Origin of the sequence: Serratia sp. CY31944 (assembly GCF_052169175.1) — a bacterium.
Taxonomy (GTDB): Bacteria; Pseudomonadota; Gammaproteobacteria; order Enterobacterales; family Enterobacteriaceae; genus Serratia; species Serratia sarumanii.
Genome location: NZ_JBJNLG010000005.1, coordinates 1 through 21,610 on the forward strand (window position 1 = coordinate 1; position 21,610 = coordinate 21,610).

Below are 21,610 nucleotides of genomic sequence, written 5' to 3' on the forward strand. Positions count from 1 at the left end.
CATCAATTGATGACCTTATAAAAGTAAATGATATTTTCCAAGACATGGAAAGTCAGGTTAAAGGACTAAAAATTGAAATTGCATCAGGGCTAGCAAAAGTTGATTTATCACCATTACAGGACTCTCTTGACAAGGTTAGATCTGTTCTAACAGATCCAGCAATTCAGCAAGGGCTTGTTGATTTGGTCAGCAATGTTGCGCAGCTTGCTGGCTGGTTTGTCAAGACAGCTGCGGCAGCAGGAGAGTTACTAAAGTTTCAGAACAACAGGGTTGCTGTTCTTGGCGGTAACATTGACGCAAATAATTTAGATCAAGTAACAGGAAGAATAAAACAACTCCAAGACATGATTAATAATAGGTCCCCATTAAAAGGGGACGGACAATCTTGGGTCGGAAAGATTTTAGGTGATGATGATTCTGTAGGTGCATTAACAAAAGAACTTAATGGTCTTCTGGTAGTTCAGCAAAAGTTAAATGAAAAGAGATTCGTAGGTAATAATCTACCTACTGGGCTAGCAACAGTAGTTAGTGAGCAGTTTGGGCTCGGTAAAGGCGAAACAAATGGTAAGCCTAAATCTGACCCTGGTGCAAAAAAAATTGAGTCTGCATTCAAAGCTACAGAATTAAATTACATGCGGCAGATAGCGCTTATCGAAACAACAGGTAAAAAGACTGCTGAGGTTACCGAAGCCGAAAAGCTACGCTTTGATCTAGCGAGCGGGAAGCTTGTTGGTATTAATTCTGAGCAGCAGAAGCGCCTTATTCAACTAGCTGATGAGTTAGATAAACTGCAAGCTTTGAAAAAAGCCAATGAAGAAAATCTAAAGGTAGCTGCATTCGCAGCAAATCTGAAATCTTCAAATGACAATGCGAGCCAGGAGCTTTCTGCTGACTTTGTAGGTGCTGGCATGGGTGAAAAAAACCGCAGCAGAATGAAAGAACTGCTGGGGATTCAGCAAGACTTCATTAGTCAGCAGCAGGACCTACAGAAACAATATCAGACTGGTCAAATAGACAAGTCATATTATGATAAAGCAACTAAAGTACTTCAAGATTCGCTAAATGAACGACTTGAGATACAAGAGGATTATTACAAGCGTTCAGATGAACAACGTGATGATTGGTCAGCTGGAATTTCAGATGCGTTAGTAGATTTCGCCGAACGGTCAAGTGATTACTATCAGCTATCGGCTGATGCAATGTCATCTGTCCTTGGTTCTGCTGCTGAATCAATCTCAAATCATCTTTATGATCTGGCGACAAGTGCAGAATCATTAGGTGATTTTTTTAAAGGTATTTTTTCAGATCTGGGACAGTCAGTAATAAAAACACTAGCCGATATGGCGGCGCAATGGATTGTTTATCAGGGAGTTCAGTTATTAGTTGGAAAAACGGCACAAGCAGCTGCAATTCCAGCAATGGTTGCTAATGCTCAAGCTACAGCGTTACAAGCACAACTGGCAGCATTTGCATCTACGGCAGCTATACCTATCGTCGGCCCGGCATTGGCTCCGGCCGCGATGGCAACTGCTGCTACTGTAACGATGCCTATGGTGGCCGCAATTTCTGCAGCTGGTCTTTCTGGTATGGCCCATGATGGTATTGATGCTGTTCCTGAAACGGGTACCTGGTTGCTTCAAAAGGGCGAGAGGGTAACGACTGCTGGGACAAGCGCAAAACTGGATGCAACCTTGGAGCGTGTTAGTCGAGATGCAAATACAGGTGGCGTTGCACCAAATATCGAAATTCATACGCAAGTGAATGGAGATCCTGATGCAAGGACATTGCAGATGCTGAAAGAAACCCAAAGAGCAGCAGTTAAGGAGGCGTTAGAGCAAAGCGCTTACCAAATTGCAACTGGCCGTGGTGATGTTGGAAAGGCTGTCGGCATGGGTTGGCAAACAAAACGGAGAACAGGTTAATGGGTATCACATCCAATATCGATTACCCGCATCAATACCTGCCATTGCCGCTTCAGGATGGGTATGGACTTAAGCCCATCAGCCCGTTGCTCAGAACGCAGATGATATCAGGAAGAGCTCGCCAGAGGCGGCGGTACACTTCAACGCCAACACAGGCGCCTGTATCCTGGTTAATGAATGACGTTCAGGGGCAGGCTTTTGAGGCTTGGTATCGCGATGCAATCAGTGATGGTGCCTCATGGTTCAACATGACTTTGCGTACCCCGATAGGGATAAAGCCCTATGTATGTCGCTTTGTTGATATCTATGAAGGCCCTGTGTTAGTTGGCGGCAAATATTGGCAGTTCAGTGCAACGCTAGAACTTTGGGAACGCCCATTGGTTCCACCTGGTTGGGGTAATTTCCCAGAGTTTATTGCCGGTCAGGATATTATTGATCTTGCTCTTAATCGGGAGTGGCCTGAAGCATGACGGTATTAAATCGACTTTATGCGTCGTCTGGTTCTGAAGTCATTATCGAAACTCTACAGATCGTTGTCGGTGGAACCACATATTGGTTAACGCGTGGATGGGATGATATTACCGCAACGCTTGAAAGCGGAGTACAGGCAACCTTTACGGCTTGCGGTATAGACTTATCGTTACCAGCTCGAAATGCTGACGGTACGCAAGATCTTAAATTTGCGATATGCAACATCGATGGAAAAGTTTCAAATGCAATCCGCGACGCTCTTGGTAATCAGGAAATCGGCACGCTTACATATCGACATTACCTATCTACTGATCTAACGGCTCCGGCTTCTCCTCCATTTACGTTAACAATTAAATCTGGCTACTGGACATCAATAGAGGTTCAGATCACTGCGGGCTACATGAACGTTCTTGATACGGCGTGGCCACGCCGCAGGTTTACTCTTCCAGACTATCCTGGGCTTCGCTACCTCTCGTAAGGAAAATTCCATGTTTGACCCTGACAAATACCTTTCAGTCACTTGGCTGAAGGGCGGTCGCACTTATCCAAAACTTGATTGCTTTGGCATTGTTAACGAGATCCGGCGCGATATCGATATGCCAGCTTGGCCAGATTTTGCAGGGGTAACAAAGGATAACCACGGACTCGATCGCGCTGCAAAAGAACTGATGAAAGAACTGACCAGATGTAACCCATCCGAGGGCGCGGGGATCGTTTGTTATTCAGGAAGTCTGGTTACTCACGTCGCCATCGTGGTCATGATCAACGGCGTGCTTCACGCTGCTGAATGCAATCCTAAAGCGAACGTAACCTTCCTTCCGCTGGCACGGTTTGAGCGACGGTATATCAAAGTGGAGTATTACCAGTGATCAGAATTTATCCTTCTCGCCTGCCTGGTGAACCGCTTGAAACTCATCAACATAAAGCCATGACCTTGCACCAGTGGTTCGTCGATAACGTGGATGGTTATCAGAATGTAATGCGTCATCCTGTCTCGGTTGAGGTTAACGGTAAGGGGATACCCCCTGAAGAGTGGCCACTGTGTTATATCAGCGCTGAAACGGATGTGCGCATATTTCCAATTCCGTATGGGACTGGCTTAGAGATTGCTGCCTGGGCTGCAGTAGCGGTAGCTGTAGCTTCTGCCGCTTATTCTCTGATCATGATGTCTCAGATGAGCAAGGATGGGATGGGGTCAGCCAGCGGCGGGGATTCTCTGGATTTATCGCCAGCAAAAGCCAACACAGCAAAACTTGGCGATCCAATCCGTGAAGTTCTTGGAAGAGATCGCGTTTATCCTGATTATCTGGTGCAGCCGGTAAGTCGGTTCGACAGCAGTAATCCACAAATTTACAGAACAGATATGTTTCTGTGCGTTGGCGTTGGCACGCATGCAATAAATCAGACGACGATAAAGATAGGCAATACGCCGGTTAGCAGTTTTGGTGATGATGTTAGTTTTACGATTTATCCGCCGGGTGCTAGCGTCGCTTCTGACCACCGAACAGAAAATTGGTTTGCTTCAACTGAAGTTGGTGGTACGACATCAGGCACCGCTGGACTTGACCTTGCTTCGACAGGACCTGACTCGGTCAGCATCACGGCAGATGCAATAACCATATCTGGCAACAACGTTACAGTAATTGGCGCCGTGGATGATGCTGGTGATGCTGTGATTCCTGATTCTTGGGTTGTGGGAACAGATCTTACTATCCAAGTGCCAGATACCTTCACGGTAGCTATCGAGGCTGGTCGTAACGTTATCTATGGTGATTTTGCTGAACTCAAACCATCAGTAGGCCTTCCTGTGTCCATGACATGGAATGGAACTCGTATTGACCTGTTCATTTCAGCTTATGATCCAGGCTCCCCAGCAGTGCCAGGCGTAGGTGGTAATGCGGCAAGCATCACCGCATCCGCATCACCAACAACATACGACTTCAGCGCTAATCCGCTTTCATTTACATTGACATGGGCTGGTGTGAACTATGTCATTTCTTTGACAGCTAACTACGTAACTATGTCAGGTCTCACAGATGAGATAGATGATCAATTATCTGGTTCAGGGCTCGAAGTTGTAGGAATAGATACGAAGGTAGTGATCAGGGAAAAGGAAAGCCCATTCAGTGGAAACAGTATTGGTTTCAGCGTACTTCCTTCAGTTTTGTTTGGTAGCGATCCTGTTATTGTTGCCGGTACGGCATCAACAGGCGGAACCCCCGCTGTTATGGAGCACATTGCTTTGTCATGGGGAAGCGTGACTGGTGATCCATTCATTGGACTTCCAAACGGATCCCAACGTATAGCCTTTGGCCTACGAGGATATCGCTATCGTATAACTAACATTGATGGGCAAACCATCAGCGTTGAGAGACTAATTGAAGGTTCAGATGGCTCAACAACGGTAGATCCCTCTTGGCCTGGGTTTACCGGGCGCACGTTGTTGGATTTTACAGTCACTGGATTGAGTGATTCCTATGACTGGATGGGGCCTTTCCTTTGCTGTCCAGAAAATGAGACAACGACTCAAATAGAGCTAAATTTCGTCTATCCACAGGGGTTGTGCGATGTGGGAAGTAAAGACGGAGCGATTCATTGGCATGACGTAGCGATGACCGTTCAATATCGTTTGTCAGGTTCTGATGACTGGACCAGCGTACAAATAAAGCATGGAAATAACACGGTTAATGAGGTTGGTTACACCGAGGTTATCACTTTTCCTGCTCCCGGAAATTATGAAGTACGGATTAAGCGAGATACGCCAGTATGGGGTGGTACTACTCGAGACTCCGTACAATGGCAAGCAATGCGCGCTAAACTTTCTGCTCGCAAGACCAGTTACCCTAATGTGACGACGATCGCGCTAACTATTCGAACCGGAAACCGTTTGGCCGCTCAGTCTGACCGCCGCGTTAATCTTGTCGCAACCAGGCTCTATGATGGGCATGCGTCGAGAAGCATCAGCGGTGCGTTTTACCACGTATTGAAAGACCTTGGCTATGCCGATAGCCAGATAGATTTCGCCACTATCAATGCACTGGAGGATAATTACTGGACGCCACGAGGAGAAACCTTTGACTGGTCAGCAGGCAGTGATAACACTTCTGGCTTGGAAGTACTGCAACGGATCGCCAATGCAGGTATGGGTTACTTTTTACTGAGCGATGGGCTGGCGTCTGCCGGCAGGGAGGGGATAAAAAACTGGTCCGGCGTAATCAGCCCACAGGAACAAACAGAGGAACTTCAGACTGCTTTCAAGGCGCTGTCGCAAGATGACTATGATGGTGTCGATGTTACCTACATTAACGCCACTACGTGGGCTGAGGAAACGGTTCAATGCCGTTTCAGCGACAACCAAACACCTCAGAAGGTTGAGGACTACACGCTTGATGGAGTGAAGGATCCAGATAGGGCTTACCGTATAGGCATGCGCAGGCTAATGAAATATCGATATCAGCGGCTTACGCATACAACCAGCACAGAAATGGATGCTCTTTGCTATAACTACGGTGATCGCATCGTTCTTACCGATGATATTCCGGGAAGCAAAACGATTAGTTGCCTTGTGGTAGATGAACAGCATGATGCTAACACGGTAATGATTCATGTTAGTGAACCCCTGGACTGGTCATTTGAAAATCCACGATGCTTAATCCGGTTTCAAGATGGTTCGGCATCGCCATTGCTGGTTCCAACTCATATTGATGATTACACCCTATCACTGAGCAACACGGTAGATGTTCGTATTGATGAATGGATAATGGATGACTCATCTGTCGAACCACCAAGGATTGTATTCTGTTCTTCTTCTAGGGTTGGGTACGATTCAATAATGGACTCAATAGAACCGGGCTCTGATGGTACGTGTAAAATTAATTCACTGCAGTATAGCCCATTGATTTATCAATACGACGACGCTATGTACCCAGGCTAAGTTCAGTAATATATTCCATATTGACAAACCCGCTACGGCGGGTTTTTTCATTTATGAGGCCAAGATGACTTACAACACCGGAAACCCGTTGGGCTCAACCGATCCTCGCGATCTATTCGATAATGCTCAGAATTTTGATAAAGCGTTGAATGAACAGGTAGATACATGGGTTGATAGAAAAGGGGTAGTGCGATATACGTGGGCAGGAGCACTAAAAAACATTGCCCCACTGGGTCATCCGTGGACGGAGGACGAGGCTAATTCTGCTATTGCATCTGGTGAAATTCCAGTTGGAGCATTTTATTTTGTCTGGTCTGACGACATAAATAACATTGCTGATGTATGGCAGAACGTTGCTGGTGTGCCAACAAAAACAGGGAAAAGTTATCCAAGCACTGACTTTGTTAAAAAGGTTAACGATGTTGCCGAGAGTGCAATGTCAGGTGTTGATGAATTCAATCTTTTACGAATGTATTACACGCTAAAAGGTAGTGAAAAATTCCCATTTTATGTAGGTAACGTTACTGATGGTGCATTAGCAATAGACAGGGATCGCGGGGCGTGGTTTGCTGGTTTGCAGGCCGCAATTCAAGATTATGTTAATCAGTTAATTCCTCGGGCTGCCGGCGCGTATTACAAAGGATTGACCCATGTAATAACAGACATCACCGGAAAAAAAGCATTGCAGTATTTCGATGCTGATAATGCCGCGCACTTTGCCGGATTAAGCGAATCATTACAAGCGCACGTCATCCAGTTAATACCTCGCGGACAGGCTGTAAAATATCGCGATACCGCACATGTGTTTACAGATGAAACCGGGAAGGCTGGCTTTGGGCGAATTAACAGAAAGGGGGAATGGTTTATTCCTGGGGTTGATGGCCCCTTGCAAGATGCGATAGGAAAAACAAGTGCAACTATTGAGATGGTAAATGGCAAACCTGCTTTGTACTGGAAAGGTACAAAGGTATGGGATGATTACTATGCTACTAGTGCCAGACCAATATCAGAAAGCGCAGCACTATTCACGTATGAAAAGGAAGACGGCACCAATGGTTCAGGTTTGCTGTTCATCCCAAGCATTCGTGAAATTCCAGTAACCGCGGCATACATTCTTTGCTACATCTGTTTGGGGCAAAGCCTCGGTGCAGCATTTGACAAGCCAGGCCAAAATATTCGCGTTGTCGGCGCTGACCCATTGCTACGCGGGCGCTGTTTGTCTCCGTCAGGCCGCGCTGACGGCAACAGCGCACCAGTTAGCCAGACCGATTTAGACCGTATCACGGACATGGGCTACAACATCGACCGGCAGGGGCATAACATCCCACTCGCAAACGGTCTGATGTACGAAATGCGTGATGCAGGCATGAATCTGCCGACGATTATTAATGCGCCTTGCAACGCTGGCGGCCAGTCGCTATCTGGGATTTCAAAAGGGACGTTCGCCTACACGAAAAGCCTGGCGATGTTGTCACGCATTACTGAGCTGTCACTGTCAATCGGTAAGCCTCTACGCAATGATTTCATCCTTTTCGAACACGGAGAAACAGATAACGATAACGGAAATTGCCCAACACCGGGTAGTTATCTGTCATTGCTTGGCCCGTATTTTAATGACTGCCTTACTGACTTCAACGGCATCACCGGCGCTACAACCGGCCCGATTATCGTGATTGACCAGGTTGGCAGCCGCATTAATACAAAAGCCAACGATGTTGATGACGAGGGTAACCCCATTGGCGATCCGATCGTGGTGCAGCCGTATTCAGTTACCGCAACAGATCAACTCACATATGTGCGTCAGCATAGCAACTCTATTATGTGTGGCACGAAATACTGGCTCAACTGGCTATACAATGATGGTTCCCTTTCTCACTTGAACCAATATGGCAAAGTGTTGCAGGGCGAAGCTATTGAAAAAGTAGTTTATTGGCATCTTTATGACCCTGCTAAAAAGGGAACATGGAAGGGAACACGGGTGCAGAGTATCGCTGTCAACGGCAACGTGATTGACGTTAAGTATTACGTGCCGTTCCCGCCGCTGGTTATCGACACCGACTTCCTTGGCGACTGCGCTGGGAAAGGGTACTCCCTGGAAGCTGGGAGCGCGTCGGTAGTGTCGGTAGCAGTTGTCGGCGGTGATACTGTCCGTCTAACACTCGACCAGGCGCCAGCGGCCACAGACCACTTGCTAATCGGGTTCACAAACACCACCCCGGCAAATAACGGAAATATTTACCCGCTTGTTTGCGTGCACGATTCATCGCCGTGGGTATCTCGTTACGTAACAAAAAATGGGGTACCTGTCCCTTTATATAATTGGGCAACCCTCGATCGCATTCCATTAACTGGGGAGTTTTAACATGGCAACAGGCATTAATACCGGCGTAGCATTCAACACTAGCCGCTGGTCACCGATTGATCTGAGTGGGCTTATTCTGAATGCGACGACGCTTTTTAATACTCATAAAGCCCGCGTTCTGGCCGATGGCGGTATTATTCCCGACGAAGCCGGCTGCCTGGCTCGTTTTAAATTGCTCGTCGATAACGGCATGTATGAAAATGTCGCCGTTTCATTAACGCCTAGGTTTGGCCTAAAGCTGGCTGGTGATGGTGTTTCTGTACAGAAAATTTATAACCTCTCCGGCCCGGATTTTATCAGCGTAACTCAGGCTGGTAGCTGGCTGCCACAATGGAATTCGGCAACTGGCTCTGTTCGCGTGCAAGTAAATTCATCTGTGGCTGGCTATCTACAGTCTGCGAGTAACATCACAGTGCAGATCGGAAATTCATACGTTGTCAGTTGTGTGGGTAAAGACACTGATCCAACGGATGCGGTTGGCCTCACGTTGGGTGCGGTGATTGGTAACTTGCCGATGGCCTATTGTCGAATCCAGAAGACGCCGACCCAAGATGAAGCATATCGCTATGGAACGCGAGATAGTGCATTCACTAGTCCAAATGTTCCTGGGGGCGCAGTCAGCGCATTCAAAACTCCGTACATCGATTATCAGCCGTCTGCCGCATTTTTTGATGTCAGCGCTGGCGTTGTGACGCCGTTCGACAACGGCCGCATTGGGACATCGGCAACGGCGACAACCGGCGCGCTGTATGCGATGCGTTCCGCTACGCCTGTAATCATCGGAAACCCGGCGTTTACAGGTTCTGTGATGCAAAACTGCGATGGTTCGTTCCGAGATTTTACAATCCTGAGTTCTGCTCAATCTGCAGATGCGCTGATTTTGTCGCGCATCGCGTAACGCGTTCCGTAACTATTTGTACAGCGTGGCAAAGTCGAATGCTAGCGCCGCATCAACGGCTTTGCCATCTGTTTCGAATGGCGTTTCTGATACGAGCGGCCAGCGCCCTTTATGCCAAACATAAAGCCAGTGCTGGCGCTCCTCATCTTCTCGTATCGCGAACATCGGAGGGCTATTTTGCTGCGGTTCTGGGTATCTGTCGTTTTCATTGAGAATGAAGATCTGCCGGCCTGCGAGGGTGATGCTTCCCATCATTTCTCCTTTGATTTCCGAAGTAGATCAAATTTTTCATGAAGCGATTTAGGGTACAGCTCAGTGTAAACTTGCCACAGTGTATTCAAGTTTTTATGCCCGGTTACCTGGGCAACCTCTTCGATACTAAAGCCAGCTTCAAACAACCTACTTGCCCCCTCCCGCTTAAGATCGTGATAGTGCAAGTCATCTATCCCTATCTTCTCTCTCACCTTTATGAATGCCGCTGAGATAGACTTAGAGTTATAAGGGAAAATGTATTTTGAAACCCTCTCTTGACGCATGACTATCTCCCACGCCTCACCCAGAAGCGGAACACTCATGTGGTTTCCTGCTTTTTTCCTCGGATCCTTTCTATCCCTTACAAGAACTGATTTCTGAGCATAATCAATATCACTCCATTCTATGCGGCAAACCTCACCGACTCGCATGCACGAAAGAATAGAAAAATTGAAAATATCGACAAACGGAATCCTGGATCGGGGATGGTTTTGTCGCTCTTGCAAGGCAGCAACGATGACGTCTATCTCGTTTTCGTCAGGGCGTCTAGTTCGCCTATTCGATTTCGAGATTAGGCGCATCTTAGCCAGAAGTGGTTTTGCTTCATCGATCGGATTAGCGGTGTAACTGATGCCGTATATAGGTTTTGCGGCTTTCAATACCGTGCCAAGATAACTCAAGTCATGAGAGACGGTTGATGGACTGGCGCCGTTAGCAACCCTTCGTCTGCAGTGATCAATGATGTCATTGGCCTGCAGCTTTGATAGCGCTAAGAAGCTAAACTCAGCGGTCAGCAACATGCGCAGAGTTGAGGATTTATCTTTTCCCGCCTTCCCGCCTGTTTCTTGATCATCAAGATATTTTTGTATGAGCTCGGCCACAGTTATCCGGTCGGTGTCATTAGAGTTTGGGATGCCGTTTTTTTCCAACTCAGCAACCCGGTTAATGCCCCATGTCTTCGCCAGAGCCTGTTTGCCAAACGTTCTATTCTCACGGAAAAGATAGAGGCCTTTTTCACGGACTCCAACAGTGCAGCGATACCGCACAGTGCCATCTGCTTTGGTTCTTTTTTCGATGCTGTAATAGGCCATAGTTAAACCATTCGGTACGATTTGAGGGGTGCTGTTAGGGGTGCTGATGAGCGGAAAATACATTAAAGCTGATTAGAATGCATTAAAATAATGCAATTTTATTAGGGTGTTATGCTTTGATGTTATTGGTTTTTATATGAAATAACTGTAATTACATACAGTTATGTTTCCGATGGTACACCGGATAGCCAACGGAGAAAACCGCGTGAGCTTCCGGTGCTAAGCGGGGTTGCCATGCGACGGATGTGCGGTAAGCTAGGGGCAATCGAACGGCCTGAAACCGGTTCCTCTTTTACCCTTTGCAAGGAGAACACATGAAGCAAATCGTTTATGTCGCCAGCCCGGAGAGCCAGCAGATCCACGTTTGGCAGTTGGATGACGCCGGCGCGCTGGCGCTGCTGCAAACCGTTGACGTGCCGGGCCAGGTGCAGCCGATGACCCTTCATCCGGACAAGACCCACCTGTACGTCGGCGTGCGTCCGGCGTTCGGCATCGTCAGCTACCGCATCGAGGCGGACGGCACGCTGCAGCAGGCCGGCATGGCGCCGCTGCCGGGCAGCCCGACCCATATCTCCACCGATTTGCAGGGGCGTTACCTGTTCTCCGCCTCCTACAGCGGCAACTGCGCCAGCATCAGCCCGATCGGCCACGACGGCGTGGTGACGGCGCCTATTCAGCAGATCGACGGCCTGACCGCGCCGCACTCGGCGAACATCGATCCGACCAACCAGCTGGTGCTGGTGCCTTGCCTGAAAGAAGACCGCATCCGCCTGTTCAACCTGAGCCTGGCGGGCCAGCTGACGCCGCACGCGCAGGAAGCGGTGGCGACCGCCGCCGGCGCCGGCCCGCGTCATATGGCGTTCCACCACAACGACAAGTTCGCCTACTGCGTCAATGAGCTGGACGGCACGGTGGACGTGCTGGCCATCTCGGAAAACGGCGGCAAATACACCGTGACGCAGACGCTGGACATCATGCCGGCCGACTTCGACGGCACCCGCTGGGCGGCGGACATCCATATCACGCCGAACGGCCGCTTCCTGTACACCAGCGACCGCACCGCCAGCATTCTGACCATCTTCAGCGTTTCCGCAGACGGCGGCACGCTGAGCGTGGTCGGCTATCATCCGACCGAAGCGCAGCCGCGCGGTTTCAACATCGATCACAGCGGCCGCTTCGTGATTTCGTCCGGCCAGAAATCCGATCACATCGCGGTGCATGAAATTGACCAGGCCAGCGGTAAGCTGACCACGCTGGCGCGTTATCCGGTGGGCAAAGGCCCGATGTGGGTGAGCGTGCTGGCGAAGTAATTCGGCGGTCAGACGAGTATGGAAAAAGCGCGATTCGGTGGAATCGCGCTTTTTTATTGGCGGGGGATCAGTTGAACGTCACCGTCAGCGTGGCGCTGCCGAGGCTGTGGAAATGGACGTTAAAGCCCACCAGCGCGCCGCTGGAACCCTCATCCACCTCGATGCGCTCCACGTCCAGCGCATGCACGGTGAACTGGTAGCGGTGGCTTTCGCCACTCGGCGGCGCCGCGCCGCCGTAGCCGGCTGAGCCGAAGTCGGTGCGGGTCTGCAGCGCGCCGGCGGGCAGCGGGGCTTTGCCGGAGCCCGCGCCCTGCGGCAGCTCGCGCACGTCGGCGGGAATGTTGGCCACGATCCAGTGCCACCAGCCGGAGCCGGTCGGGGCATCGGGATCGTAAACGGCGATCACGAAGCTTTTGGTGCCGGCCGGCACGCCGTCCCAGGCCAGGTGGGGCGACAGGTTATCGCCGTGATAGCCCATGCCGTTGAAAACCTGCTGCTGCGGCAGTTTGCCGCCGTCCTGCAGATCGTTGCTGTACAAACGAAAAGCCATAGTGACTCCCAGTTGTCGGTAAACGCGAACCCTTAAGCTAGATCGTTTCGTCGTGACAATACAAGCGGGATTGCCATTCGCCAACGGCGGCGCGGATCGGTTACCATGGCCGCATCTTCCTTCCTACAGACCGCCGGATAGCCAAACAACGCCACCATGATCTCACTGAAAAAACGCACGCCGTGGTTCGGCTGGCTGCGCCGTTGGGCCAAAGGCATCAAGCGCGATATTTACGCGCTGTGGCTGGCCGCCCGTGATAAGCGCACCCCGTGGTACGCCAAACTGATCGCGCTGCTGGTGGCCGGCTATGCGATCTCGCCGATCGATCTGATCCCGGACTTCATTCCGGTGCTGGGCTATCTGGACGACGTGATTATCATACCGTTGGGCATCATGCTGGCGGTGCGCCTGATCCCCAAGCCGCTGATGGCCGAGCTGCGCGAGAAGGCGCAAAAGCGCGTCGATAACCCCACCGGCCGCATGGCGGCGGTGATGATCATTTTACTCTGGCTGCTGTGTCTGGGATTGCTGGCCCGCTATCTGGACCAGCATTGGTAAGCCATTAACGCGCGGCGGCGGCCACGGCGGCGGTCAGGCGGCTGAGCTGTTCCGCTTCGATGATGTAAGGCGGCATCAGGTAAATCAGCTTGCCGAACGGCCGGATCCACACCCCGCGTTCGACGAACCCGCGCTGCAGCTCGGCGACGTCCACCGGTTCACGCATCTCCACCACCCCAATCGCGCCCAGCACCCGCACGTCCGCCACCTTCGGCAGCGCCGCGAGCGGCAGCAGCTCCTGCTTCAGCTGGGCTTCGATGGCGCTCACCTGCGCCTGCCAGCGATTTTCCGCCAGCAGCGCCAGGCTGGCGTCCGCCACCGCGCAGGCCAGCGGGTTGCCCATAAAGGTAGGGCCGTGCATAAAGCAGCCGGCCGCGCCGTTGCTGATGGTCTCCGCCACGTGGCGGGTGGTCAGGGTGGCGGACAGCGTCATGTAGCCGCCGGTCAGCGCCTTGCCCAGGCAGAGAATGTCCGGCACCACCTCCGCGTGCTCGCAGGCGAACAGCTTGCCGGTGCGGCCGAAGCCGGTGGCGATCTCGTCGGCGATCAGCAGCACCTGATGACGATCGCACAGCTCGCGCACCCGCTTGAGGTAGCTTGGGTGGTAGATGCGCATGCCGCCGGCGCCTTGCACCACCGGTTCCAGGATCACCGCCGCCACTTCACCTGCGTGCTGCTCCAGCAGCGCGGCGAACGGCGCGATGTCCTCTTCGCGCCATTCCTCGTCGAAGCGGCACTGCGGCGCGGTGGCGAACAGGTGCGGCGCCAGATAGCCCTGATAGAGGCTGTGCATCGAGTTGTCAGGATCGCAGACCGACATCGCGCCGAAGGTATCGCCGTGATAGCCGTGGCGCAGCGTCAGGATGCGCTGCCGCCGCTCGCCGCGCGCCTGCCAATACTGCAGCGCCATCTTCAGCGACACTTCCACCGCCACCGAACCGGAATCCGCCAGGAACACGCACTGCAGCGCTTCCGGCGTCATCTCCACCAGCCGACGGCACAGCGAGATGGCGGACGGATGGGTAATACCGCCGAACATCACGTGCGACATCTTCTCCAGCTGCTGGCTGGCGGCCTGATTCAGGCGAGGATGGTTGTAACCGTGGATCGCCGCCCACCAGGAGGACATGCCGTCTACCAGACGCCGGCCGTCGGCCAGCTGCAGCTCGACGCCGCTGGCCGACTCGATCGGGTAACAGGGTAACGGGCGGCTCATGGAGGTGTAGGGGTGCCAGATATGACGTTGGTCAAACGCCAGGTCGGAAGCGGTGACAGACATACTTGTAAACCAAATTGAATTAAGATTGGTTGACAGTATATCCACAATATTTAAACTGGCGACACTTTTTCGTTTTGGAGACGCCATGATGGCCGATCGCATTCACTGGACAGTAGGGCAAGCCCAGGCCCTGTTTGATAAACCGCTGCTTGAACTGCTGTTCGAAGCGCAAACCGTACACCGTCAGCACTTTGACCCGCGTCAGGTGCAGGTCAGCACGCTGCTGTCGATCAAAACCGGCGCTTGCCCGGAAGACTGCAAATACTGCCCGCAGAGTTCGCGCTACAAGACCGGCCTGGAGGCGGAGCGGCTGATGCAGGTCGAGCAGGTGCTGGAATCGGCGCGCAAGGCCAAGGCGAACGGCTCGACCCGTTTTTGCATGGGCGCGGCGTGGAAGAACCCGCACGAGCGCGATATGCCTTATCTGCAGCAGATGGTGCAGGGCGTGAAAGCGATGGGCATGGAAACCTGCATGACCCTGGGCACGCTGGATGGCACTCAGGCTGAACGGCTGGCGGAGGCCGGGCTGGATTACTACAACCATAACCTCGACACCTCGCCGGAGTTCTACGGCAGCATCATCACCACCCGCAGCTACCAGGAACGCCTGGATACGCTCGACAAAGTGCGCGACGCCGGCATCAAAGTGTGCTCCGGCGGCATCGTCGGGCTGGGTGAAACGGTGCGTGACCGCGCCGGGCTGCTGGTGCAGCTGGCCAATCTGCCGAAGCCGCCGGAGAGCGTGCCGATCAACATGTTGGTGAAGGTGAAAGGCACGCCGCTGGCGGATAACGACGACGTCGATCCGTTCGATTTCATCCGCACCATCGCGGTGGCGCGCATCATGATGCCGTCTTCTTATGTCCGCCTTTCCGCCGGCCGTGAACAGATGAACGAACAGACGCAGGCGATGTGCTTTATGGCCGGCGCCAACTCGATCTTCTACGGCTGCAAGCTGCTGACCACGCCGAACCCGGAAGAAGACAAAGACCTGCAGCTGTTCCGCAAGCTGGGACTGAACCCGCAGCAGACCGCCACCGAACACGGCGACAACCAGCAACAGCAGGCGCTGGCTAAGCAACTGCTGACCGCCGATACCGCCGAGTTTTACAACGCGGCGCTGTGATGAGCTGGCAACAACGCATTGAGCAGGCGCTGGCAGAGCGGCGCCTCAACGCCGCCTACCGTCGGCGACAGACCACCGAGGGCGGCAATGGCCGCCAGATTCGGCTCGGCGATCGTCTCTACCTGAATTTCTCCGGCAACGACTACCTGGGGCTGAGCCAGGACGCGCGGGTGATCGCCGCCTGGCAGCAGGGCGCGCAGCGCTACGGCGTCGGCAGCGGCGGTTCGGGCCACGTCACCGGCTTTAGCGCGGCGCATCAGGCGCTGGAGGAGCAACTGGCGGCGTGGCTCGGCTATCCGCGCGCGCTGCTGTTCATCTCCGGTTACGCCGCCAACCAGGCGGTGCTGGCGGCGTTGATGCAAAAGGGCGATCGCATTTTGGCCGATCGCCTCAGCCACGCCTCGCTGCTGGAGGCGGCGGCGCAATCGCCGGCCGAGCTGCGCCGCTTCCAGCACAATCAGCCGCAGGCGCTGGCGGATCTGTTGGCCAAACCCTGCGACGGGCAGAGGCTGGCGGTGACTGAAGGGGTGTTCAGCATGGACGGCGACGGCGCACCGTTGGCGGAACTGCATCGCCTAACCCGCGCGGCGGGCGCCTGGCTGATGGTGGACGATGCCCACGGCGTCGGCGTGCGCGGCGAGCAAGGCCGCGGCAGCTGCTGGCAGCAGGGCGTGCGCCCTGAACTGCTGGTGGCGACCTTCGGCAAGGCGTTCGGCGTCAGCGGCGCGGCGGTGCTGTGCGATGAGGCGACCGCCGAGTATCTGCTGCAGTTCGCCCGCCATCTGATCTACAGCACCGCGATGCCGCCGGCGCAGGCCTGCGCGCTGCAGGCGGCGCTGGCCTGCATTCGAGAGGGCGATGAACTGCGTGCCCGGCTGCGGGACAACATCCGCCGTTTCCGCCAGGGCGCCGCGCCGCTGGCGCTGACCCTGACGGACTCCGACACCGCCATCCAGCCGCTGCTGGTGGGGGACAATCAGCGCGCGCTCGATCTGGCGGCCCGCCTGCGCGAGCACGGGCTGTGGGTGAGCGCCATCCGCCCACCGACGGTGCCGCCGGGCGGCGCGCGGCTGCGCATCACCCTGACGGCGGCGCATCAGCCGCAGGATATCGATCGCCTGCTGGAGGTATTGCATGACGTCAGCCAATGACTGGGTGAACAAACAGGCGGTCGCTTCGGCCTTCAGCCGCGCCGCCGGCAGCTACGACGCCGCCGCCGCGCTGCAGCGTGACGTTGGCGAGCGCTTACTGGGGATGGGGAGTGCCCATCCGGGCGAACGACTGCTGGATGCCGGCTGCGGCACCGGCTATTTCAGCCGCCTGTGGCGCGAGCGCGGCAAGCAGGTGACCGCGCTCGATCTGGCGCCGGGCATGCTGGATGTCGCCCGTCAACGGCAGGCGGCGCACCATTATTTGCTGGGCGATATCGAACAGGTGCCGTTGCCCGATGCGGCGATGGACATCTGTTTCAGCAGCCTGGTGGTGCAGTGGTGCAGCGATCTGCCCGCCGCGTTGGCGGAGCTGTACCGCGTGACCCGCCCCGGCGGCGCGATCCTGTTTTCCACGCTGGCGGCGGGATCGCTGCAGGAACTGGGGGATGCCTGGCAACAGGTGGACGGCGAGCGCCACGTGAACGCCTTTCTGCCGCTGGCGCAGATCCGCGCCGCCTGTGCTGGCTATCGACACGAGCTGGTCACGGAGTTGCGCACCCTGAACTATCCGGACGTGATGACGCTGATGCGTTCGCTCAAGGGCATCGGGGCCACGCATCTGCATCAGGGTCGCGAGGGCGGCCTGATGTCGCGCGGCCGTCTCGCCGCGCTGCAGGCGGCTTACCCGTGCCGGCGGGGGCAGTTCCCGCTCAGCTATCATCTGGCTTATGGAGTGATTTATCGTGATTAAACGTTGGTTCGTAACCGGCACCGACACCGAAGTGGGGAAAACCGTCGCCAGCAGCGCCTTGCTGCAGGCCGCCAACCGGGCGGGCTACCGCAGCGCCGGGTATAAGCCGGTGGCTTCCGGCAGCGAGATGACCGCCGAAGGGCTGCGCAACGGCGACGCGCTGGCGCTGCAGGCCAACAGCGGCGTGGCGCTCAGCTACGATGAAGTGAACCCTTACGTTTTTGCCGAACCCACCTCGCCGCATATCGTCAGCGCCGATGAAGGCCGGCCGATCGACGCGGCGCGGCTGTCCGACGGCCTGCGCCGGCTGGAACAGCGCGCCGACTGGGTGCTGGTCGAGGGCGCGGGCGGGTGGTTTACCCCGCTGTCGGCGGAGTACACCTTCGCCGACTGGGTGCAGCAGGAGCAACTGCCGGTGATCCTGCTGGTGGGCATCAAACTGGGCTGCATCAACCACGCGGTGCTGACGGCGCAGGCGGTGCAGCAGGCCGGGCTGACGCTGGCCGGTTGGATCGCCAACGACGTGGCGCCGCCGGGGCGGCGGCATCAGGAATACCTGGCCACGCTGCGCCGCATGCTGCCGGCGCCGCTGCTGGGCGAAATCCCGCACCTGCCGCAGGCTGAGCGGGCGCCGCTGGGGCAGTATCTGGATATCAGCCTGTTGGCACAGTAAGAAATCTTTGCCGTCTCTCTGGCTGATGATATCGCACGCCGGATCTTATGACCCGGCGTTGGCTTTTACATGGCGGTAATGCAGGAGTTATCGAGATAAAGCACGCCATTTTTCGCCAGGGCAAACAGGTTGAACGTCAGGATGACATGGGTCGCCCAGACCGGGACCTTCCGCCGATTGGCGTTGAAACGATATTCGGTGTATTCGGTGTAAGCATCGGCTTTCATGACGGCATCCCAGGCTGCCGGCGCGGCTTTGGCGACGATCGAGATGCCGTTGTCCGCATGCTCTTGAATACAGGCAAACTGTAGCGTTGCAAACAGATTTCCGGTACCGCCGTTGACCGTTTTCAGGGTAAAGCAGGCGCCCAGCTGTTCATATTGCGCGACGGGCACGCTTACTCTCACCCCGGCGTTGGTATTGGCGTTGCCCAACTTGGTTACTTTCAGGGCGTTACCGCCGTCGATGCCCGCGCCGGTTTCGATGCCGATAGTCACCGCATCTGAGGTAAAGGGATCGTCGATCGTGCCGCCGGTCACCTCCCAGCCGAACGGCTTGGTGGAAAAGGTGAAATCGCCGTCTTTGAGCTTGTTATTCACGGTGCCGACCAGCGTCTGGATCCCGGCGCCGCCACCGCCGCCATCCAGGCGGCTATGGGCGATGACAAAGTCGCCGGTGCCGCTGAAATAGCGGCCGCTCGCGGTTCTTACGCCATAGAATTTCACGTTGTCGACGATAATCCCGCTACTGCCGGCCTCGGCGTAAAACAGCGACTCCTGCGCCAGTCGGCTGCCGGCGACGATGATTTCGCCGCCGTGAATCAACAGCGATGCATTTTGATTGGCGCTGCAGCGAAAGGGGATATCCGTGAGCGGGCTATTGCCGTTGTTGAATTCCATATGGCAGCCATGCAGTTCAACGCTACCGGCCTGGACGTAAGCTATCGAACCGGCGTAGTCGAGCGACGTGCCGAATAGACGGAAGGCGCCGTTGGGGTTAGCGTTGCGTACGGCCAGCCCCTGGGAATTGCCGAGGGTGCCGCCGAAAAAGTTGATGCCTTCGCCGAAGTTTTGCGCTCCGCTGCTCGTTGAGGGCATATGTAGGCTTTCAAAACAGCGGATGACTTCACAGGCGTAATGGTGGGCGATATAGGCATTGGTGCCGTAGTACAGGCCGTAGTAGAAACCCGAAATATAGACGTTATTGACCGAGAAGTTGCCCAGCGGCCCTTCAGGCGAATGGAAACGGATACCATCGATATAGTTGTATTCGATCGGGGTTTCATCCTTGCCTTTGTTAATCTTGGCACCAATGCCTTTGACGGTGAAATCTTTCATGATAGGCGCTGGGCGAATAGGAACGTTGTTATCCAACGCGCCGCTGCTGGTATAGCAGCGCAGGAAATAGTTATGGTCGCTTTCCGTGCCGTTAGGGATCTCGGTAGTGATGCTGACGCCGTTGCCGTCGAGATAAACGAAGCCGACGTTGATGTCGGTTTTAGGTGCGGTCCAGGTGGCAAAAGGCGCAGCGAATCTGACGATCGTCGGGCGTTTTAACGTGTTGATGATGAAATCTTGCGCGCTGACCAGTTCATCACGTGAGCTGACATAAATCCCTTCGACATTGAGCCGTTCCTGCAGGCTCCAGTTTCTATTGCGCAAATCCGCGTATTGAATAAATGCCGCGTTGTTGTCTGCCATGCCTAAATCCCTCGATATTGTGGTGTTGGTATAATGCATATCGAGTATGGGAAGACGGCAGGCCGTTGCCTATTGGGCGCAGACCTGCCGTGGCTGATACAACATCGGCATAGGCGGCAAACCGGGCTTTCACTCCGCCAACCCGGCGCCGATCAGCGCCTCATCCAGCTGCGCCAGCGCACCGTGCGCCACCGTGCGCCCGCTGTCCAACAGGCAGAAGCGATCCGCCACCCGGCGCACGAACGGCAGCTGATGCTCCACCAGTAAAATGGTCATGCCCAGTTCGCGGTTGAGCCGGCGGATCACGTTGCCGATGTCGGCCGCGATCGAGGGGGGGACACCCGCCGTCGGTTCGTCGAGGATCAGCAGAGCCGGTTCCTGGGCCAGCGCCCGACCGATCGCCAGCTGGCGCTGAGCGCCCACGCACAGATCGCCGGCGCGGCGCGCGCGCATCTGGCGCAAATGGGGAAACAGGCTGTAGATCAGCGGCGGAATGCGGCGAGGGGCGCCGCGCCCGGCCATTTGCGCCACCTGTAGATTCTCCTCCACGCTCAACTGCGAGAAGAGCTGCCGCCCCTGGGGCACGTGGCTGATGCCCAGCGCGGCGCGGCGCTCCATCGGCTGCAGCAGCAGATTTTGCGGCGGCTGATCCGCCGGCTGCCAGGTCATGCTGCCGCTCACCACCGGCACATGCCCCATGATGCAGTTGACCAGCGTGGTCTTGCCCACGCCGTTGCGCCCGAGCAGCACGGTGCACTGGCCGCGCGGCAGCTCCAGGTTGATGTCCCACAGGGTGTGGTTCTGCCCGTAAAATTGATTGACCGATCTCAGGCTCAGCATTTGGCATTCTCCTCATAGACGCTCGTTTCACTCGTTGGCGGGGGCTGCAAAGGCCGCATGAGCGGCGAATTTCCCGAGTGTGGCAATGTCTGGAACAAAATGCCGTCCGTCCGAGGAGCCAGAGCCAGGTCTGCGGTGGACGGAATGACAGTCAATATGTCGTTAAAAACGACGCTTGTGACGACTTGGTGTCGTTCTTGCGTTTTTACGGGCGATAACGCCGCGGCGGTGAAGCTTCGCGGCCGGCAGCGCATCATGCTGCCGCACCGCATTTATACGCAGGAAGATAAAGCAACTCCCAGGCCAATTTTTGCCGCCGGGTGAAAACGGGGGATTGTTATCGCCTTGTTAACCGCACGTCAGGCCTGACGCGCGCTGCCGTGACGGCCTGAAAATACGCGGGCAAGTTAACCCGGACGTTTTTTGCACTCTTGTGGTGCTGTTCGGTGTGGGCATGGTGCAAGGCATTGCGCCGCCGTCAAGAGCGATCCGCGTGAAAGGAGCCAATGCGATTTTGGCAATGGGGATTTTTAGTATTAATCGGCATAAACAAAGCGATATTTTTATGAAAAAATAACTAAAAAAGGCATTTTGGCCAGTGTAAAGGGCGAAAAGCTTTCTTTCTGTAACTCCCGCCCCGGGCGGGGCGGTGAGAGTTATCCACTATTCCTGTGGATAACCTTGTGTATTAGATTTAGAAAAACGCTGTAAAGCGAGAGCGGACGCGGGTTCTGTTCGCTTT

Annotated in this window: 20 protein-coding genes; 14 read left to right on the top strand and 6 right to left on the bottom strand. The window is 54.8% G+C overall.

Translation table 11 applies throughout. From position 1 onward, the window contains the following. The 7 genes from ACJ8IN_RS07070 to ACJ8IN_RS07100 all read left to right on the top strand — a co-directional run. Window positions 1–1,922, top strand: a 1,922-nt coding sequence (locus tag ACJ8IN_RS07070) for a phage tail tape measure protein (RefSeq protein WP_442519489.1), incomplete at its 5' end; no start/stop codon positions are given. Then, on the top strand, window positions 1,922–2,392 hold the full coding sequence (locus ACJ8IN_RS07075; protein WP_071883785.1) for a hypothetical protein: 471 nt from the start codon (window positions 1,922–1,924) through the stop codon (window positions 2,390–2,392). The genes ACJ8IN_RS07070 and ACJ8IN_RS07075, both read left to right, overlap by 1 nt. Then, window positions 2,389–2,871: a DUF1833 family protein gene (locus tag ACJ8IN_RS07080; protein WP_072270286.1), complete on the top strand. Its 483-nt coding sequence runs from the start codon at window positions 2,389–2,391 to the stop codon at window positions 2,869–2,871. The genes ACJ8IN_RS07075 and ACJ8IN_RS07080 overlap by 4 nt, the downstream gene beginning before the upstream one ends. Before the next feature lie 10 nt (window positions 2,872–2,881). Next, a complete protein-coding gene (locus tag ACJ8IN_RS07085) occupies window positions 2,882–3,262 on the top strand; it encodes a hypothetical protein (protein ID WP_060706310.1) in 381 nt (126 codons plus the stop codon). Next, window positions 3,259–6,327: a host specificity factor TipJ family phage tail protein gene (locus ACJ8IN_RS07090; protein WP_440483513.1), complete on the top strand. Its 3,069-nt coding sequence runs from the start codon at window positions 3,259–3,261 to the stop codon at window positions 6,325–6,327. The genes ACJ8IN_RS07085 and ACJ8IN_RS07090 overlap by 4 nt, the downstream gene beginning before the upstream one ends. Before the next feature lie 64 nt (window positions 6,328–6,391). Next, complete coding sequence (locus ACJ8IN_RS07095; protein ID WP_144337681.1) at window positions 6,392–8,689, top strand: hypothetical protein; 2,298 nt, start codon at window positions 6,392–6,394, stop codon at window positions 8,687–8,689. Between the two features lies 1 nt (window position 8,690). Then, entirely contained in the window at window positions 8,691–9,587 is an 897-nt protein-coding gene (locus tag ACJ8IN_RS07100) for a hypothetical protein (RefSeq protein WP_442519490.1), read from the top strand. A gap of 12 nt (window positions 9,588–9,599) precedes the next feature. Here ACJ8IN_RS07100 and ACJ8IN_RS07105 read toward each other — a convergent pair whose 3' ends face one another. Both ACJ8IN_RS07105 and ACJ8IN_RS07110 read right to left on the bottom strand, forming a co-directional pair. Continuing rightward, on the bottom strand, window positions 9,600–9,839 hold the full coding sequence (locus ACJ8IN_RS07105; RefSeq protein ID WP_442519491.1) for a hypothetical protein: 240 nt from the start codon (window positions 9,837–9,839) through the stop codon (window positions 9,600–9,602). Next, window positions 9,839–10,930 (bottom strand): tyrosine-type recombinase/integrase, encoded by a 1,092-nt coding sequence (locus ACJ8IN_RS07110; protein ID WP_197825062.1) that lies wholly within the window; start codon window positions 10,928–10,930, stop codon window positions 9,839–9,841. Before ACJ8IN_RS07110 ends, ACJ8IN_RS07105 begins: the two co-directional genes overlap by 1 nt. A gap of 314 nt (window positions 10,931–11,244) precedes the next feature. Here ACJ8IN_RS07110 and pgl point away from each other — a divergent pair, with 314 nt between their 5' ends. Continuing rightward, window positions 11,245–12,240, top strand: coding sequence for a 6-phosphogluconolactonase (gene pgl / locus ACJ8IN_RS07115; RefSeq protein WP_033637496.1), 996 nt, complete (start codon window positions 11,245–11,247; stop codon window positions 12,238–12,240). 67 nt (window positions 12,241–12,307) lie between these two features. Here the strand turns inward: pgl and ACJ8IN_RS07120 are convergent, their stop codons facing one another. Continuing rightward, window positions 12,308–12,790 carry a kinase inhibitor gene (locus ACJ8IN_RS07120; RefSeq protein WP_033637497.1) on the bottom strand — a complete coding sequence of 161 codons (483 nt, stop codon included), beginning with the start codon at window positions 12,788–12,790 and terminating at the stop codon, window positions 12,308–12,310. A 156-nt stretch (window positions 12,791–12,946) separates the two neighbouring features. Here ACJ8IN_RS07120 and ACJ8IN_RS07125 point away from each other — a divergent pair, with 156 nt between their 5' ends. Then, the gene (locus tag ACJ8IN_RS07125; RefSeq protein ID WP_047568831.1) at window positions 12,947–13,348 is read left to right on the top strand and encodes a YkvA family protein; all 402 of its coding nucleotides are present in this window, start codon (window positions 12,947–12,949) and stop codon (window positions 13,346–13,348) included. A 4-nt stretch (window positions 13,349–13,352) separates the two neighbouring features. Here ACJ8IN_RS07125 and bioA read toward each other — a convergent pair whose 3' ends face one another. Beyond that, window positions 13,353–14,627: an adenosylmethionine--8-amino-7-oxononanoate transaminase gene (bioA, locus tag ACJ8IN_RS07130; RefSeq protein ID WP_060421221.1), complete on the bottom strand. Its 1,275-nt coding sequence runs from the start codon at window positions 14,625–14,627 to the stop codon at window positions 13,353–13,355. A gap of 88 nt (window positions 14,628–14,715) precedes the next feature. On the opposite strand from bioA, the gene bioB reads away from it, so the two are divergent. The 4 genes from bioB to bioD are packed head-to-tail and all read left to right on the top strand — an operon-like array spanning window position 14,716 to window position 18,328. Beyond that, window positions 14,716–15,753 (top strand): biotin synthase BioB, encoded by a 1,038-nt coding sequence (gene bioB / locus ACJ8IN_RS07135; protein ID WP_033653544.1) that lies wholly within the window; start codon window positions 14,716–14,718, stop codon window positions 15,751–15,753. Next, window positions 15,753–16,904 carry an 8-amino-7-oxononanoate synthase gene (bioF, locus tag ACJ8IN_RS07140; protein ID WP_060421224.1) on the top strand — a complete coding sequence of 384 codons (1,152 nt, stop codon included), beginning with the start codon at window positions 15,753–15,755 and terminating at the stop codon, window positions 16,902–16,904. Before bioB ends, bioF begins: the two co-directional genes overlap by 1 nt. Beyond that, window positions 16,888–17,655: a malonyl-ACP O-methyltransferase BioC gene (gene bioC, locus ACJ8IN_RS07145; RefSeq protein WP_033647122.1), complete on the top strand. Its 768-nt coding sequence runs from the start codon at window positions 16,888–16,890 to the stop codon at window positions 17,653–17,655. The genes bioF and bioC overlap by 17 nt, the downstream gene beginning before the upstream one ends. Further along, complete coding sequence (gene bioD / locus ACJ8IN_RS07150; protein ID WP_060421227.1) at window positions 17,648–18,328, top strand: dethiobiotin synthase; 681 nt, start codon at window positions 17,648–17,650, stop codon at window positions 18,326–18,328. Before bioC ends, bioD begins: the two co-directional genes overlap by 8 nt. Before the next feature lie 65 nt (window positions 18,329–18,393). On the opposite strand, the gene ACJ8IN_RS07155 is transcribed toward bioD, so the two are convergent. Together ACJ8IN_RS07155 and ACJ8IN_RS07160 are read right to left on the bottom strand one after the other, a co-directional pair. Then, window positions 18,394–20,028, bottom strand: coding sequence for a hypothetical protein (locus tag ACJ8IN_RS07155; protein WP_308325526.1), 1,635 nt, complete (start codon window positions 20,026–20,028; stop codon window positions 18,394–18,396). Between the two features lie 129 nt (window positions 20,029–20,157). Next, the gene (locus ACJ8IN_RS07160; RefSeq protein WP_041033958.1) at window positions 20,158–20,868 is read right to left on the bottom strand and encodes an ATP-binding cassette domain-containing protein; all 711 of its coding nucleotides are present in this window, start codon (window positions 20,866–20,868) and stop codon (window positions 20,158–20,160) included. Window positions 20,869–21,012: 144 nt separating this feature from the next. Between ACJ8IN_RS07160 and ACJ8IN_RS07165 the strand changes: the two genes are divergently transcribed. After that, a complete protein-coding gene (locus ACJ8IN_RS07165) occupies window positions 21,013–21,192 on the top strand; it encodes a hypothetical protein (RefSeq protein WP_130042688.1) in 180 nt (59 codons plus the stop codon). The last annotated feature ends 418 nt before the right edge of the window (window positions 21,193–21,610 follow it).

Coding starts and splice junctions, on each gene's coding strand:
- ACJ8IN_RS07075 (WP_071883785.1), top strand. CDS start 1,922: ATGGGTATCACATCCAATATCGATTACCCGCATCAATACCTGCCATTG.
- ACJ8IN_RS07080 (WP_072270286.1), top strand. CDS start 2,389: ATGACGGTATTAAATCGACTTTATGCGTCGTCTGGTTCTGAAGTCATT.
- ACJ8IN_RS07085 (WP_060706310.1), top strand. CDS start 2,882: ATGTTTGACCCTGACAAATACCTTTCAGTCACTTGGCTGAAGGGCGGT.
- ACJ8IN_RS07095 (WP_144337681.1), top strand. CDS start 6,392: ATGACTTACAACACCGGAAACCCGTTGGGCTCAACCGATCCTCGCGAT.
- ACJ8IN_RS07100 (WP_442519490.1), top strand. CDS start 8,691: ATGGCAACAGGCATTAATACCGGCGTAGCATTCAACACTAGCCGCTGG.
- ACJ8IN_RS07105 (WP_442519491.1), bottom strand. CDS start 9,839: ATGGGAAGCATCACCCTCGCAGGCCGGCAGATCTTCATTCTCAATGAA.
- ACJ8IN_RS07110 (WP_197825062.1), bottom strand. CDS start 10,930: ATGGCCTATTACAGCATCGAAAAAAGAACCAAAGCAGATGGCACTGTG.
- pgl (WP_033637496.1), top strand. CDS start 11,245: ATGAAGCAAATCGTTTATGTCGCCAGCCCGGAGAGCCAGCAGATCCAC.
- ACJ8IN_RS07120 (WP_033637497.1), bottom strand. CDS start 12,790: ATGGCTTTTCGTTTGTACAGCAACGATCTGCAGGACGGCGGCAAACTG.
- ACJ8IN_RS07125 (WP_047568831.1), top strand. CDS start 12,947: ATGATCTCACTGAAAAAACGCACGCCGTGGTTCGGCTGGCTGCGCCGT.
- bioA (WP_060421221.1), bottom strand. CDS start 14,627: ATGTCTGTCACCGCTTCCGACCTGGCGTTTGACCAACGTCATATCTGG.
- bioB (WP_033653544.1), top strand. CDS start 14,716: ATGGCCGATCGCATTCACTGGACAGTAGGGCAAGCCCAGGCCCTGTTT.
- bioF (WP_060421224.1), top strand. CDS start 15,753: ATGAGCTGGCAACAACGCATTGAGCAGGCGCTGGCAGAGCGGCGCCTC.
- bioC (WP_033647122.1), top strand. CDS start 16,888: ATGACGTCAGCCAATGACTGGGTGAACAAACAGGCGGTCGCTTCGGCC.
- ACJ8IN_RS07155 (WP_308325526.1), bottom strand. CDS start 20,028: ATGGCAGACAACAACGCGGCATTTATTCAATACGCGGATTTGCGCAAT.
- ACJ8IN_RS07160 (WP_041033958.1), bottom strand. CDS start 20,868: ATGCTGAGCCTGAGATCGGTCAATCAATTTTACGGGCAGAACCACACC.
- ACJ8IN_RS07165 (WP_130042688.1), top strand. CDS start 21,013: ATGACAGTCAATATGTCGTTAAAAACGACGCTTGTGACGACTTGGTGT.